We start from the raw sequence: 15,353 nt of genomic DNA, 5'->3' as shown, positions 1-15,353 counted from the left end.
GCCGCCGTTACCGCAGCAACGGATATGTACACCACACCACACCACACCACACCACACCACACCACACCCCCCCCACCCCCTGTTGGCCCACCTCTTGCTAAAGAATCCCCACAGGTAGCCAACGGCGGTTGCCCCCTCCACGACAAAGACGTCGCACACCCGGTTTGCCCCAGCGAACCCGGTGGCGGCGTTTTTTCGTTTTGGCCCCATAGCCCGGGGCCGATGGGGCGGCCACAGCCGTTCCATCACCAGGCCTTCTCATAAGACCCCTTACCGCTGAGGTGCGTGATGAAATCAAGCTTCTGGAAATCCGGTCACACCCCGACCCTGTTCGCCGCGTTCCTGTATTTCGACCTGAGCTTCATGGTCTGGTACCTGTTGGGCCCATTGGCGGTACAAATCGCCGCCGACCTGCACCTCACCACCCAACAACGCGGCCTGGTGGTCGCCACCCCCATCCTGGCCGGCGCAGTGCTGCGGTTCCTGATGGGCATGCTCGCCGACAAACTCTCCCCCAAGACCGCCGGCCTGATCGGCCAGGTGATTGTCATCGGCGCCTTGTTCGTCGCCTGGAAACTCGGAATCCACAGCTACGAGCAAGCCCTGCTGCTGGGCATGTTCCTCGGCATGGCGGGAGCCTCGTTCGCCGTCGCGTTGCCACTGGCGTCCCAGTGGTACCCCGCCGAGCACCAGGGCAAGGCCATGGGCATCGCCGGCGCCGGCAACTCCGGGACGGTGTTTGCGGCCCTGCTGGCACCGGTGCTCGCCGCCGCGTTTGGCTGGAGCAATGTGTTCGGCTTCGCACTGATCCCGCTGATCCTGACGCTGATCGTCTTCGCCTGGCTCGCCCGCAACGCCCCGCAACGACCCAAGGCCAAGTCCATGGCCGACTACTTCAAAGCCCTGGGCGACCGCGACAGTTGGTGGTTCATGTTCTTCTACAGTGTGACCTTCGGTGGTTTCATCGGCCTGGCCAGCGCCCTGCCCGGCTATTTCAACGACCAATACGGCCTGAGCCCGGTCACCGCCGGCTACTACACCGCCGCCTGCGTATTCGGCGGCAGCCTGATGCGGCCTTTGGGCGGCGCCCTGGCCGACCGTTTCGGCGGGATTCGCACCCTGCTCGGCATGTACGGCGTGGCAGCGATCTGCATCGCGGCGGTGGGGTTCAACCTGCCAAGCTCCTACGCAGCACTGGCGCTTTTTGTGTGCACCATGCTCGGTTTGGGTGCGGGTAACGGTGCAGTCTTCCAACTGGTGCCCCAACGCTTTCACCGCGAGATTGGTGTGATGACCGGCCTGATCGGCATGGCCGGCGGCATCGGCGGTTTCGCCCTGGCGGCGGGCATGGGCGCGATCAAGCAAAGCACCGGCAGCTATCAGTTGGCGCTGTGGCTGTTCGCCAGCCTGGGCGTGCTGGCCTGGTTCGGCCTGTACGGCGTCAAGCGTCGCTGGAGAACCACTTGGGGCTCGGCTGCGGTGACGGCTGCACGGGTCTGATGAGCCTGCAACTGAGCTTCGCCCAGGCCAGCGCCACCGGCCCGCGGCAGGAAAACCAGGACGCCTTGCGCCTGGTCACTCCCGCCCCGGAGCTGGCCGCCAGCAAAGGCTACTTGTGTGCCATCGCCGATGGCGTCAGCCAATGCGCCGATGGCGGACTGGCTGCACGCTCGACCTTGCAAGCGCTGGCCCTGGACTATTACGCCACGCCGCAAACCTGGGGCGTGGCCCAGGCCCTGGAACGCTTGCTGGTGGCCCAGAATCGCTGGCTGCAAGCCAATGGCGGCGGTCAGCCGTTGCTGACCACCCTCAGCGCCCTGGTGTTTCGCGGCCAGCGTTTCACCCTGGCCCATGTGGGTGATTGCCGGGTGTACCGCTGGCTCGATGGCCAGTTGCAGCGCCTGAGCCAGGAGCATGTGTGGGAGCAACCGGGCATGCAGCATGTGCTCAAGCGCGCCATGGGCCTGGATCAGCATCTGGTGCTGGATTTCCTCGACGGCGAGTTGCGGGCAGGCGAGTGTTTCCTGCTGCTCAGCGACGGCGTGTGGGCGGCCCTGGATGACAACAACATCAGCGCAATCCTGCGGGAACAGTCGGACCTGGACCTCGCGGTAAACACCCTGGTCAGCGCCGCGCACCTGGCCGGTAGCCAGGACAACGCCAGCGCCCTGCTGGTCCGCGTCGACCAGCTTGGCGCCGCCACCCTCGGCGATGCGCTGGTGCAGTTGCAGCAATGGCCCCTGCCGCCCCCCCTGAAACCCGGCCAGCGCTTCGAAGGCTGGCACGTAGAGTCGCTGTTGGGGCAAAGCCGCCAATCCTTGCTCTATCGGGTGCGCGATGCCCATCAACAGGCGTGGCTGCTGAAGACCTTGCCGCTCAGCCACGACGATGACGTGTTCGCCGCCCAGGCATTGCTGTCAGAGGAATGGTTCCTGCGCCGGGTCGCCGGCCGCGCGTTTCCTGAAGTCCATCCAGCCAGTGGCCGTCAGCATTTGTACTACGTGATGCGTGAATACTCCGGCCAAACCCTGGCCGAACTGTTCAAGCACCAGGGCCCATTGCCCCTGGCGCAGTGGCAAACCCTGGCAGAGCGCCTGTTGCGTGCCGTCGGGCTGCTGCACCGCCGGCAGATCCTGCACCGCGACATCAAGCCGGAAAACCTGCTGCTGGCCGAGGATGGCGAATTGCGTGTGCTGGACTTCGGCCTGGCCTACTGCCCCGGGCTCTCGGAGGATCGCGCGCACCTGTTGCCTGGCACGCCAAGCTTTATCGCCCCGGAAGCCTTCAATGGCGAACGCCCTACCCCGCAACAGGACCTGTATAGCGTCGGTGTGACCTTGTATTACCTGCTCACCGGGCATTACCCCTACGGCGAAATCGAAGCTTTCCAGCGTCCCAGGTTCATTACGCCTGTCGGCGCCAGCCGCTACCGCCCCGACCTGCCCGACTGGCTGCAACAGAGCCTGGAGCGCGCAGTCGCCGCGCAACCCGAGCAGCGTTATGAAACTGCCGAGGAATGGTTGCTGGTACTGGAGCAGGCGGATCGCCGCGAGTTGAGCACGCGACCAAAACCGCTGCTGGAGCGCGAACCGCTGAAGGTCTGGCAAACGTTGGCCGTGCTGTCGTTGCTGATCAATCTGGTGCTGTTGTACTGGCTGTTGCACCACTAAGAGGCGAATTTTCTCGATACATCGCCGCCTCACTTAGCAAAACCGGCCAAAATCCTACTTGGCACAACCGCTGCATTAGCTTTCCCATCAACACACATATAGCCGCACCTTCAACGTCGAAGGTCGGGCTTCCCGAGAGAACGGGACCAGGACAAAGGCGTCCTCGCTACTTACGTAGCGGGGACGCCTTTTTTTGTTGCGCACGATTTGTCGAGCCACTGCGGAGAACGACATGAAGAAACTCAAACTGGTGATGATCGGCAACGGCATGGCCGGGGTTCGCACCCTTGAAGAATTGCTCAAGCTGAGCAGCGACCTGTACGACATCACCGTTTTCGGCGCCGAGCCCCACACCAATTACAACCGCATTTTGCTGTCGCCGGTGCTGGCCGGTGAGCAGACCTTCGAAGAGATCGTGCTCAATGACTTGAGCTGGTACCTCGATAACAACATCAAGCTGTTGCTTAACCGCAAAGTGGTGCAGATCGACCGGGTCAAACGCAAAGTCATCGCCGAAGACGGCAGCGAGGCCGAGTACGATCGCCTGCTGATCGCCACCGGCTCCACGCCGTTTATCCTGCCGATCCCGGGCAATACGTTGCAGGGTGTGATCGGCTACCGCGACATCGCCGACACCCAGGCCATGATCGACACCGCCAAGACCCACAAGCACGCGGTCGTCATCGGCGGCGGCCTGCTGGGCCTGGAGGCCGCCAACGGCCTGATGCTGCGTGGCATGCACGTGACCGTGGTGCATATCGGCGAGTGGCTGCTGGAACGGCAACTGGACAAGACCAGCGGCCAGTTGCTGCAAACCGAACTGGAAAGCCGTGGCCTGGTGTTTCGCTTGAAGGAGCAGACCGAGGCGCTGCATGACGCCGGCAACGGCCGCGTCGGCTCGGTGCAATTCAAGAATGGCGATGTGATCCCCGCCGACCTGGTGGTGATGGCTGCGGGCATCCGCCCCAACACCGAACTCGCGGAAAAATCCGGCATCCCGTGCAACCGCGGGATTCTGGTCAACGACACCCTGCAAACCTACGACCCTCGCATCTATGCCATCGGCGAATGCGCCAGCCATCGCGGGATTGCCTACGGCCTGGTGGCACCGCTGTTCGAGCAGGCCAAGGTCTGCGCCAACCACCTCGCCCAGCTGGGTTTCGCGCGCTATCAAGGCTCGGTGACTTCGACCAAATTGAAAGTCACCGGCATCGACCTGTTCTCCGCCGGGGACTTCATGGGCGGCGAAGGCACGGAAACCATCACGCTTTCCGACCCGATTGGCGGTGTGTACAAGAAGCTGGTGATCAAGGACGACATCCTCGTCGGCGCCTGCCTGTACGGCGATACGGCTGACGGCGGCTGGTATTTCCGGCAGATCCGTGAGAACCATGCCATTGGCGAGATCCGCGATCACCTGATGTTCGGTGAAAATGCTTTGGGCGATGTAGGCCACCAAGGCCAGGACAAAGCCATGAGCATGGCCGACACCGCCGAAGTCTGCGGCTGCAACGGCGTGTGCAAGGGCACCATCGTCAAGGCGATTCAGGAACACGGGCTGTTCAGCGTCGACGACGTGAAGAAGCACACCAAGGCTGCGAGTTCCTGCGGTTCCTGCGCCGGGCTGGTGGAACAGATCCTGATCAACACCGTGGGCGGCGCGGCGGACGTCAAACCCAAAAGTGAAAAAGCCATCTGCGGCTGCAGCGACCTCAACCATGGGCAAATCCGCCAGGCCATCCGCGACCAGCACCTGCTGACCATCGCCGGCACCATGAGCTACCTGAACTGGCGCACCCCGAACGGCTGCGCCACCTGCCGCCCGGCACTCAACTACTACCTGATTTCCACTTGGCCCGGCGAGGCAAAAGACGATCCGCAATCGCGCCTGATCAACGAACGCGCCCACGCCAATATTCAGAAAGACGGCACCTATTCGGTAGTCCCGCGGATGTGGGGTGGTGTGACCAATCCGTCGGAACTGCGGCGCATCGCCGATGTGGCCGACAAGTACAACGTGCCGATGGTCAAGGTTACCGGCGGGCAGCGCATCGATTTGCTCGGCATCAAGAAGCAGGACTTGCCCGGCGTATGGAAAGACCTCGATATGCCATCCGGCCATGCCTACGGCAAATCCATCCGCACCGTGAAGACCTGCGTCGGCAGCGAGTTCTGCCGCTTTGGTACGCAGAACTCGACGCAACTGGGGATTGAGCTGGAACATGACCTGTTCAATATGTGGTCGCCCCACAAGGTCAAGCTGGCAGTGTCCGGCTGCCCGCGCAACTGCTCGGAAGCGGGGATCAAGGACGTGGGAATCATCGGCGTCGATTCCGGCTGGGAGATGTACATCGGCGGTAACGGCGGGATCAAGACCGAGGTCGCCGAGTTCTTCGTCAAGCTGAAAACCGCCGAAGAAGTGCGCGAATACAACGGCGCTTTCCTACAGCTCTACCGGGAAGAAGCCTTCTACCTGGAGCGCACCGTGCACTACCTGCAACGGGTCGGCATGGAGCACATCAAGAAGGCTGTACTGGAAGACCCGGCGCGGCGCCAGGCACTGAATGAACGCCTGCAATTCTCCCTGTCGTTCGAGCAGGACCCGTGGAAAGAACGCCTGGAACAGCCGCTGCTGAAAAAGGAATTCGACACCCTCCCCGTCAAACTGCTGGAGGTACCGGCATGAACTGGCTGGATATCTGCGCCCTCGAAGAAATCAACGCCCTGGGCTCGCGCATCATCAGCGGGCCAAAAGGCGACATCGCGATTTTTCGTACCAGTGACGACGAGGTTTTCGCCCTCGACGACCGCTGCCCGCACAAGGGTGGCCCGCTGTCCCAAGGCTTGATCTACGGCAAGCGCGTGGCCTGCCCGCTGCACAACTGGCAGATCGACCTGGAGTCCGGGGAGGCCCAGGCACCGGACGTCGGCTGCGCCCATCACCACCCGGCCCGTGTGGAAAACGGCCGGGTGATGTTGGCGCTGCGGGACGCCGGTTGATGAACCGCCAGACCACCGCGTCCACCTGCTGCTACTGCGGGGTCGGTTGCGGCGTACTGATCGAGCATGATGGCTCGCAGATCCTCGGCGTCAGTGGCGATCCGAGTCATCCAGCCAACTTCGGAAAATTGTGCAGCAAGGGCTCCAGCCTGCACCTCACCGGAGACCTCACGGCCCGCGCGTTATACCCGGAACTGCGGCTGGGCAAAGGCCTGGCCCGCAGCCGCACCGACTGGGATACCGCCCTGGAGCACGCGGCGAACGTGTTTGTCGAAACCATCGCTGAACACGGGCCGGACAGCGTCGCGTTCTATATTTCCGGGCAGTTGCTGACCGAGGATTACTACAGCTTCAACAAACTCGCGCGAGCGCTGGTGGGCACCAACAATATCGACAGCAACTCGCGGCTGTGCATGTCTTCGGCGGTGGTCGGCTACAAGCGCAGCCTGGGGGCCGACGCGCCACCGTGCAGCTACGAGGACCTGGAGTCGAGCGACTGCGTGATGATCGTCGGCAGCAATATGGCCTACGCGCATCCGGTGTTATTCCGACGCCTGGAGGAAGCCAAGGCCCGCCGGCCACAGATGAAAGTGCTGGTAATTGATCCCCGGCGCACCGACACCTGCGACTTGGCGGACCTGCATCTGGCGATTCTGCCGGGTACGGATGTCGCATTGTTCCATGGGATCCTGCACTTGCTGTTGTGGGAAGACTGGATCGACCGCGACTTTATCCAGGCCCATACCGACGGCCTGGTCGAACTCAAACGCCTGGTTCACGACTACACACCGCAAATGGTCACGCAGTTGTGCGGGATCAGTGTCGAGCAACTGCGTCTGTGTGCGGAATGGGTCGGCACCTCGGCGAGTTTTCTGTCGTTGTGGTGCATGGGGCTCAATCAGTCCACCGCCGGCAGCGCGAAGAACAGCGCCTTGATTAACCTGCATTTGGCGACCGGCACCATCGGCCGCCCTGGCTGCGGACCTTTCTCCCTGACGGGTCAGCCGAATGCCATGGGTGGGCGGGAAACCGGCAGTTTGTCGAATTTACTGCCTGGCCATCGTGAGGCTGCCAACCCCGAACATCGGGCAGAAGTAGCCGCGTATTGGGGGGTCGACCAACTGCCGGCCATCACCGGGCTGACCGCCATCGAATTGTTTGAACAGATGCAGGCCGGCAAGATCAAGGCCTTGTGGATCGCGTGCACCAACCCCGCCCAATCCCTGCCCGACCAGAACACCGTGCGCCAGGCCCTGGAAGCGTGTCCGTTCGTGGTGCTACAGGAAGCCTTTCGTACAACCGAGACGGCGCGTTACGCCGACCTGTTGCTGCCAGCCGCGAGCTGGGGCGAGAAGGAAGGCACAGTGACCAACTCTGAGCGGCGCATTTCCCACGTTCGCCGAGCCATCGCCCCACCTGGGGAAGCGCGGCCGGACTGGGCAATCACCGTGGATTTCGCCCAACGCCTGGAGCAGCGTCTTTGTCCCGGAAAACCGGGGCTTTTTGCCTTTGAGCAACCGGCGCAGATCTTTGATGAATACAAGCTGCTGACCCGTGGGCGGGACCTGGACCTGTCGGGTATCAGCCACGCGCTGCTGGACCGGATAGGCCCGCAGCAATGGCCATTCCCGGCCGATGCGGTGGGCGGAACACCAAGGCTGTACACCGACGGATTTTTCCCTACGGAGACTGGCCGCGCGCACTTTGTCGCCGACCCTTATCGCGCCGCCAAGGAGCAGCGTGACGCGCGCTTCCCACTCACCCTGATCACCGGCCGCCTGCGGGACCAATGGCATGGCATGAGCCGCACCGGTACCGCTGCGCAGCTGTTCGGCCATGTCAGTGAAGCAGTGCTCAGCCTGCACCCGGACGAACTGCGTCGCCATCGCTTGAAGGAAGGGGATCTGGTCAGCCTGAAAAGCCGGCGCGGCAGCGTGATTGTGGCCGTCGGCAGCGATGACAGCGTGCGTCCCGGCCAGGCTTTCCTGCCGATGCACTGGGGCGACCGTTTTCTTAAAGGCGGCGTAAATGCGCTGACCCAGCCGGCATTCGACCCGCTGTCCAAACAGCCGGAACTCAAGCACAGCGGCGTGCGCCTGGAGGAGGTGCGACTGCCCTGGCACTTGTTTGCGCTGATTGAAGGCGATGTGCAGCAACACTTCGAAGCGTTGCGACCGCTGTGTGACGGCTTTGCCTACGTCAGCCTGAGCCTGACCGGACGCGAGCGGCCTGCCCTGCTGATTCGTGCGGCGCATCACGAGGCGCCCGCCCTTGAACTGCTCAAGCAGATCGACCAACTGCTGGGCCTCAACGACGGCCCCGTGATGGCGTACGACGACCCGCGGCGCTCCATTGGCAAGCGGGTAAAGATTGAAAAAGGCCGTATCACCGCGATCCGCCTGGCTGGCGAAACCCTGGCTCGCCACTGGCTGCAAAGCCTGTGGCTGGAAGGTCGCACCGATGAGCAGTTACGCCGCTGGTTGTTGGCGCCATTGAGTGCGCCACCGGGGGGCGGCTCAAGCAGCAACAAGACGCTGTGCAACTGCAAGAACGTCAGCGAAAGCGCGGTCTGCGCCGGCATTGCCCGGGGCCTGGACCTGAACGGGCTGAAGCAGGAACTGGGTTGCGGCACGCAATGCGGCTCCTGTGTGCCGGAAATCAAACGGTTATTGGCGAGTGGCAAGCAGCCAATCGCGATCAGAGTGTGAGGCAAGCATATGAGCGCAAAAGTCTGGCTGGTGGGCGCAGGCCCCGGCGATCCGGAACTGCTGACACTCAAGGCGGTGAGAGCCCTGCGGGAAGCCGATGTGGTGCTGATCGATGATCTGGTCAACCCGGCGCTGCTGGAGCATTGCCCCGCTGCACGGCTGATCACCGTGGGCAAACGCGGTGGCTGCCGTTCCACCCCACAGGCATTTATCCATCGCCTGATGTTGCGTTATGCCCGGCAGGGTAAGTGCGTGGTGCGGCTCAAGGGCGGCGACCCGTGCATTTTTGGTCGCGGCGGCGAAGAGGCGGCGTGGCTCAGGCAGCAAGGGGTGGAAGTGGAGTTGGTCAACGGCATTACGGCAGGGCTGGCCGGGGCAACGAACTGCGATATCTCGCTGACGTTGCGCGGTGTCAGCCGTGGCGTCACGTTGGTCACGGCCCATACCCAGGACGACAGCAGCCTCAATTGGCGGGCCCTGGCCGAGGGCGGCACGACGCTGGTGATCTATATGGGGGTGGCGAAACTGGGGGAAATCCGCCGGCAATTGCTGGAAGGTGGCATGAGCGATGACATGCCGGTGGCGATGATTGAAAACGCTTCACTGCCACAACAGCGCGAATGCCGCAGCAGCCTCGCCCGGATGCAGGATGATGCGCACGAATTCGCGCTCAAGAGCCCGGCTATCCTGGTGATTGGCCGGGTTGCGCAAGCGACGCAGGCGCTTGCGGCCCTGGCCAGCGCCACGGCCTGAGGCAAATTGCAGGCGAAAAAAAGCCCGGCCTAAGCCGGGCTTTTTTCTACAACTCAGTAATTACTGAGCTGCTTGTGCTTCTACCGAGGCTTCTACGCGACGGTTGATAGCACGGCCAGCTTCAGTTGCGTTGTCAGCAACTGGGCGGGATTTGCCATAACCAACCGAGCTTACACGGTTAGGAGCGATACCGTCTTTGACCAGGACTTGCTTAACAGCGTCAGCACGACGCTGGGACAGCTTCTGGTTGTAAGCGTCAGGACCGACGGAGTCAGTGTGACCTTCAACAACGGTGGTGGTTTGTGGGTACTGTTTCATGAAGTCAGCGAGGTTTTTCACGTCGCCGTAGCTGTTAGGCTTAACAACCGACTTGTCGAAGTCGAACTTCACGTCCAGCTCAACACGAACAACCTGAGCAACCGGAGCTTCTGGCTCTGGGGTTGGCTCTGGAGCTGGTGCTGGGGTAGGAGCTGGAGCAGTTTTGCCAGCGTTGCCGCCGAAGTTTACGCCCAGGCCAACCAGTGCGGAGTAGTCCCACTTGCCGTTGTCGATAGCGTAGTCAGCTTCAACACCAGCACGTGCGAACAGGTTGTCGGTGAAGTAGTACTTCACACCAGCGCCAGCGATAGCCAGGGTCGATTGATCGCGACCTTTGTGACCATCAGCTTCAACGTTGGTACGGCTCTGGTGGCCGAAACCGCCCTCTACGTATGGACGCAGGGAGTCGACGCCAGCTTGACCGAAGTGGTACTGGGCAGTAACGCTGCCGGTATCACCTTTGATCTTCTGGTTGCCAGTACCGTCGTTCGAACGGGTGTGGTTGGTAGTGTCGTAGTTCAGGTTGATCGACACGTCGTCGGTCAGGAAGTAACCGATGCTGGCGCCAGGATTGAAGCCGTCTTCGATATGTTTGACGCTATCGTTGAACTGCTTTTTGTAAAACAGCTGGCCTTCAACTGCGCCTTGGCCTTGTGCCAGAGCGCCGACAGAAGTGGCAGCAATAAGAGTACCAATGGCCAAGCCCAAGGTGTTTTTCAGTTTCATCCGTTAAATCCCCATCTGGTGATTGTAAAGCAGTCCCACATACCGGGGGACAACTCGGCGACAAGTCTAACAGAACTTGCCTACACGTAAGAGATATTTGCCACGCACTAAGTTTCAGTGCTGCCCGCAAATTTCTCACGTAATTTATCAAGAGCGCGTTTGTAACGCATTTTTGTAGCACTCAAACCCATATGCATGATGTCAGCGATCTCCTGAAACTCCAGCTCTGCGACAAATCGTAGCACCAGAATTTCCCGGTCAATCGGATTCACATGCACCAACCAGCGATCGAGTCCGCCCTTTTCTTCCGGGGTAGGCGCCTTTTCCTCAGACGCTTCCTCAAGGGGGTCCAGACTCAAAGCATCCATCAAGCGACGCTTTCGCCGTTCCTTCCGATACTGCGTGATGCACTCGTTGTACGTGATGCTATAGAGCCATGTCTTGAACTTCGATTTTCCCTCGAAGTTCTTCAGGCCGTATAGCACCTTGAGCATCACTTCCTGACAGACATCATCCGCATCTCTATCGTTCCCTAAATACCTTGAACAAACGTTGAACAGAGTGCGTTGATACCTGCGCATCAATTCTTCGTACGCGCGTGTTACGTGAAACAGCTCCGTGTGCGAGCGCGCGACCAACTCCTCATCAGAGAGCTCACGGGGGTCATAGCGCGTGGACAGCGTTTGGGCTTTATTCAAAACAAGTCGTGCCGACAGTCAGGTCAATGTCCGCCATGGCCTGGATACCCAGGTTTGCGGCGGCGTACATTAGCAGGATTCGCCGGGTTAGCGGCTAGTCACATGCTGTTCCAGCAGGATCCGGTTCGAAAGCGACACCAGTTCGCCATCGTCCGTCAGCACTGTCGTCTTGACCGTGCCGATCTCCTCGATCTGCCCTTCGACCTCGCCCACACGCACTTGTTGCCCAACCTGATATAGCTCACGCACATAGATTCCCGCAAGAATCTGCCCGGCAATTTCCCGGCTTCCCAGTCCCATGGCCAGCGCAACGGCCAGACCAACGGTAATCAAAACAATCACAATCACATGGTTCAGCAGGTCGGTCTTGACCTCCAGCTGGCTGATCGCGACCGAAATACTGATGATAATCACCAGACCCTGGGCAATTCGCCCCAGGCCGCTGGCGTAATCCAGACCCACGCCTTCAGCCGCGCCACGCACCAGGCCATTGGCCAGTTGCGCCAGCAAAACCCCTACCAGCAACACCAGCGCGCCACCGAATACTTTCGGCAAATACAGCGCCAGCATGTCGAGCGTAGCTGAAACTCGCTCAAGTCCAAGGGATTCAGCCGCAGAAACCAGAAAAATCAGCAAAACAAACCAATAAACGATCTTGCCGATCAGTGTCGAGATCGGCACTTGCAACCCGGCACGCCCCAAAATCTTGGTCAGGCCGGTGCCACCCATCAATCGATCAAGACCCAGCTTAGCCAGCAATTTGGAAAGCAGGGTGTCGAGCAGCTTGGCCACGACAAAACCCAGCAGTACCACCACCAGTGCACCAAACAGGTTGGGAATGAAATTCGCCACCTTGGTCCACAACGCAGTCATTGCAGTTACCAGACTCTGGGTCCAGAGATCGAGTTCCATATTCATTCAGCCTTATCAGCAGTGCGAGCAAGAGGTTTACGACGGGAAACCGGTGAGACATGGGCCGAACCATTGTTCAAGGCCATCATCAACGCCGGCAACCAGCGGCCAAGCAGACCGAACAGATCCCCCGCCCCGACCTGGCGGTTGGCGGTTTTCAAGACGCGACCCAGGCAAGCATCGTCGTCCCGGTTGGACGGCGAGGCATTGAGCATGTCACGCAAAGACTGTTCGAACGGATCGTGCATAAAAAACCTCTCGCAAGTGATTTAAAAGACGAGGGTAAAATTCTTCGGGTCACATGACCTCTTTCCACGTTCAGGTCACATTCAGCTCAAACCCAACGTAACCGTCGAAACAACCACCATTGCCCGACCGCCACCGTGACCATCATCAGGCAGGCAATCAGGAACCCGTAAGGGCTGGAAGAGAATGGAATTCCGCCTACATTGATGCCCAGCAAACCGGTCAGGAAACTCATCGGCAGGAAGATCCCGGTGATGATCCCGAAGCGGTACATGGTGCGGTTCATGCGCAGGCTCAAACGCCGGTCTTCGGTCTCCAGCACAAGCCCCACGCGCTCCCGGGCCAGCTCAAGCTCTTCCAGGTAGCGGGTCAGGCTGTTGTTCAATTCGTTCCAGTAGTCAGCATCGTCGTCACAGAACCAGGGCAATTTGATCCGGGTCAACTGCGCGAAAATATCCCGCTGCGGCGACAGGAAACGTTTAAGCCCGGCGGCGCGCCGACGGATCTGCAAAACGCTGCCGTGCTCCGGAGTATACCGTTCGTCGGCATCCAGTTTTTCTTCTTCGATATCGACGATTTCGGACAAGTCGCTGACCAGATCCTGAACCTTGTTGGTCAGGTACTGCGCCATATACAGGACCAGTTCCGAGGAAGTCTTCGGCCCCTTGCCGTCTGCCAGTTGCACCAGCAACTCGTCGGTGGCGCGCAATGGGCGCAAACGCAGGGAAATCACCCGCGCTGCCGAGGCAAAGATCCGCACCGAGACCATGTCTTCCGGTTCGGCGCCGGGATTGAGGTTGACCCCGCGCAAAAACAGCAGCAGTTCGGCATCCGGCAGCGGCAACAGGCGTGGGCGAGTGTTCTCCTCCAGCAGCAGGTCACAGGCGAATTCGCTGAGGCCGCTGGATTTGCGCAACCAGGTCTGGGTCTGGGGATGGCTACGGTCCCAATGCAGCCACAGGCTTTCCTGAGGCTGCAGTTGCAGCTCATCAAGCTCTGTCCGGGCAATCGAACGCGCACCACCTTTACCGTCCAGCACCAGGGCATGCACCAGCCCCCACTGCGCGTTTTCTTCCTCGAACATCCTCACCCCTGTCGGCTACTGCTGTTTATTCAGGCATTTTCAGCGGGCTTGGGGAGACGATCACGCCGTTATTGTCGGCGTACACGTACTCACCCGGGCGGAAGGTCACGCCGGCGAATGTCACCGCCACGTTCAAATCGCCAATACCGCGCTTGTCAGTCTTCATCGGGTGGCTGGCCAGGGCCTGCACGCCCAGGTCGGTCTGGGCGATTACGTCGACATCGCGGATGCAGCCGTAGATCACCAGCCCTTCCCAGCCGTTTTTCGCGGCTTTCTCGGCGATCATGTCGCCCAGCAACGCGCGGCGCAGGGAACCCCCACCATCGACCACCAGCACCTTGCCGGCCCCATTGAGCTCGGCTTGTTCCTTGACCAGGGAATTGTCTTCAAAGCACTTGATGGTCACGATCTCGCCACCAAAGGAGTCCCGGCCGCCGAAATTGCTGAACATCGGCTCAACCACCTGCACCAGCTCCGGATAGGCGTCACACAGGTCGGGGGTAAGGTAATGGTTCATCGAGAAACTCCTGTAGGTGAAAGAAGGTGTCAAACATCCCACTGTTTACTTACATTTGGAAACGCTTTGCCGTGAAGGTTCTTTAATCCGGGCCGAATAGTCGGGCCCATCGGATAGCAACGCAAGACCCACTGCGCGACTGAATATGACCAGAACCACCCAACGCGTCATATCTTAGCCTCTACGGCAAACAAGCGAAACGCCCCTGATAGAGCCTTGCGCTCAAACCGCTGCCAGTTCCTGCGCCTGCGCCCCCAGCAAAGGTGTAAGCGGATTTTTCAACCAGCGCTTCACCAGCGGCCACACTTCAGCCTGGGCGGCCTTGCTGACGAGCATCTCGACATGCCCGAAATCCCCGCTGAACCCTTGCTGGCGCCCCAGGCACAGGTATTGGCGATGCTCGGAGCCGACCTGCTCAAAGAGCTTGCGACAGGCCCAGTCCGGGTCCTGGTGATCGCCGGCGGCGCTCACCGCCAACAGCGGCACGTCAACCTCGGCCAGGCCCTTCCACCAATCCTGCTTACCTTCGCCAAAGCGGCCGAACAGCCCATTCCAGCGCATGGCTTCAATCAATACACCCGCCGGCTCGTCCTCCGGGCCGCGTTTCCACCGAGCGCCGGACAATTGGCCGAAACGTTTCAAGAGCAGGCGACCGGTCCACTCCACCGGTGGCAACTTCAACGGCCAATGCGTGCGACTGACCTGGCAGCCAAACAGCGCCACCGAGGCCACTGCCGGCGCGCCAAGGTGCTGCCCACCCAGGGCCGCAGCCAGGGTTGTGCCACCCAGGGAATGCCCGATCCAGTGGGGAATCTGCCCGCTTTGCTCACGCACGAAGGCGGCAATGGCCGGCAAGTCGTAGCGAGCATAGTCGGCGACACGATTCCTGGCGTAGTCCTGATTGCGCCGGGACAGCCCGTGACCGCGCATTTCCAGGATCCAGACGTCAAACCCTTCGCGCGCCAGGTAGGCGCCCAGGCCGATCCCCTTGGGCGAGTACCAGAAGCGGCGGTTGGAAAAACTGCCATGCAACAAAACCACCGGCACGCCCCGGTTTTCCGGGACGTCAGCCAGGCCCAGGCGGGTCACGGCCAGCTCGACGGTACCGTCAGGGCTGTTGCCGGGTTTCAGCCGATACACATCTTCACTCAGGTCGCCACGACGCTCAGCGCTGATCAAGGCGACGGGAAACAGGTTGCTGCTGCTTTGCATAATGCTCTT

At 60.8% G+C, this 15,353-nt stretch carries 13 protein-coding genes; 6 read left to right on the top strand and 7 right to left on the bottom strand.

What is annotated here, in order from left to right; genetic code table 11:
• Positions 1-288: 288 nt before the first annotated feature.
• From HX869_RS16395 to cobA, 6 genes are all read left to right on the top strand, one after another.
• A complete protein-coding gene (locus HX869_RS16395) occupies positions 289-1,500 on the top strand; it encodes a NarK/NasA family nitrate transporter (protein ID WP_003215029.1) in 1,212 nt (403 codons plus the stop codon).
• A complete protein-coding gene (locus HX869_RS16390) occupies positions 1,500-3,170 on the top strand; it encodes a bifunctional protein-serine/threonine kinase/phosphatase (RefSeq protein ID WP_178903346.1) in 1,671 nt (556 codons plus the stop codon). The genes HX869_RS16395 and HX869_RS16390 overlap by 1 nt, the downstream gene beginning before the upstream one ends.
• A 232-nt stretch (positions 3,171-3,402) precedes the next feature.
• Positions 3,403-5,856 carry a nitrite reductase large subunit NirB gene (nirB, locus tag HX869_RS16385; protein ID WP_178903345.1) on the top strand — a complete coding sequence of 818 codons (2,454 nt, stop codon included), beginning with the start codon at positions 3,403-3,405 and terminating at the stop codon, positions 5,854-5,856.
• Positions 5,853-6,170 carry a nitrite reductase small subunit NirD gene (gene nirD / locus HX869_RS16380; RefSeq protein ID WP_003215022.1) on the top strand — a complete coding sequence of 106 codons (318 nt, stop codon included), beginning with the start codon at positions 5,853-5,855 and terminating at the stop codon, positions 6,168-6,170. The genes nirB and nirD overlap by 4 nt, the downstream gene beginning before the upstream one ends.
• Positions 6,170-8,878: a nitrate reductase gene (locus HX869_RS16375; protein ID WP_178903344.1), complete on the top strand. Its 2,709-nt coding sequence runs from the start codon at positions 6,170-6,172 to the stop codon at positions 8,876-8,878. Before nirD ends, HX869_RS16375 begins: the two co-directional genes overlap by 1 nt.
• 9 nt (positions 8,879-8,887) lie before the next feature.
• Positions 8,888-9,631 carry a uroporphyrinogen-III C-methyltransferase gene (gene cobA / locus HX869_RS16370; RefSeq protein ID WP_003215019.1) on the top strand — a complete coding sequence of 248 codons (744 nt, stop codon included), beginning with the start codon at positions 8,888-8,890 and terminating at the stop codon, positions 9,629-9,631.
• Between the two features lie 60 nt (positions 9,632-9,691).
• Here the strand turns inward: cobA and HX869_RS16365 are convergent, their stop codons facing one another.
• From HX869_RS16365 to HX869_RS16335, 7 genes are all read right to left on the bottom strand, one after another.
• Positions 9,692-10,675, bottom strand: coding sequence for an OmpA family protein (locus HX869_RS16365; RefSeq protein ID WP_003215016.1), 984 nt, complete (start codon positions 10,673-10,675; stop codon positions 9,692-9,694).
• 107 nt (positions 10,676-10,782) lie between these two features.
• Positions 10,783-11,373 (bottom strand): RNA polymerase sigma factor SigX, encoded by a 591-nt coding sequence (gene sigX / locus HX869_RS16360; protein ID WP_003215014.1) that lies wholly within the window; start codon positions 11,371-11,373, stop codon positions 10,783-10,785.
• An 87-nt stretch (positions 11,374-11,460) separates the two neighbouring features.
• Positions 11,461-12,285 carry a mechanosensitive ion channel domain-containing protein gene (locus HX869_RS16355; protein ID WP_008432650.1) on the bottom strand — a complete coding sequence of 275 codons (825 nt, stop codon included), beginning with the start codon at positions 12,283-12,285 and terminating at the stop codon, positions 11,461-11,463.
• A 2-nt stretch (positions 12,286-12,287) separates the two neighbouring features.
• Positions 12,288-12,533, bottom strand: coding sequence for a hypothetical protein (locus HX869_RS16350; RefSeq protein ID WP_003215011.1), 246 nt, complete (start codon positions 12,531-12,533; stop codon positions 12,288-12,290).
• An 86-nt stretch (positions 12,534-12,619) separates the two neighbouring features.
• Positions 12,620-13,615, bottom strand: a complete 996-nt coding sequence (locus HX869_RS16345) for a zinc transporter ZntB (RefSeq protein WP_003215009.1) — start codon at positions 13,613-13,615, stop codon at positions 12,620-12,622.
• A gap of 25 nt (positions 13,616-13,640) precedes the next feature.
• Positions 13,641-14,132, bottom strand: coding sequence for a ribonuclease E activity regulator RraA (gene rraA / locus HX869_RS16340; RefSeq protein WP_003215007.1), 492 nt, complete (start codon positions 14,130-14,132; stop codon positions 13,641-13,643).
• A 222-nt stretch (positions 14,133-14,354) separates the two neighbouring features.
• Positions 14,355-15,344: an alpha/beta fold hydrolase gene (locus HX869_RS16335; RefSeq protein ID WP_178903343.1), complete on the bottom strand. Its 990-nt coding sequence runs from the start codon at positions 15,342-15,344 to the stop codon at positions 14,355-14,357.
• Positions 15,345-15,353 lie beyond the last annotated feature (9 nt).

Origin of the sequence: Pseudomonas sp. P7779 (genome assembly GCF_013386315.1) — a bacterium.
Taxonomy (GTDB): domain Bacteria; phylum Pseudomonadota; class Gammaproteobacteria; order Pseudomonadales; family Pseudomonadaceae; genus Aquipseudomonas.
Note: the sequence above shows the minus strand (reverse complement) of the source record. Positions and strands in the feature narration are given on the sequence as shown.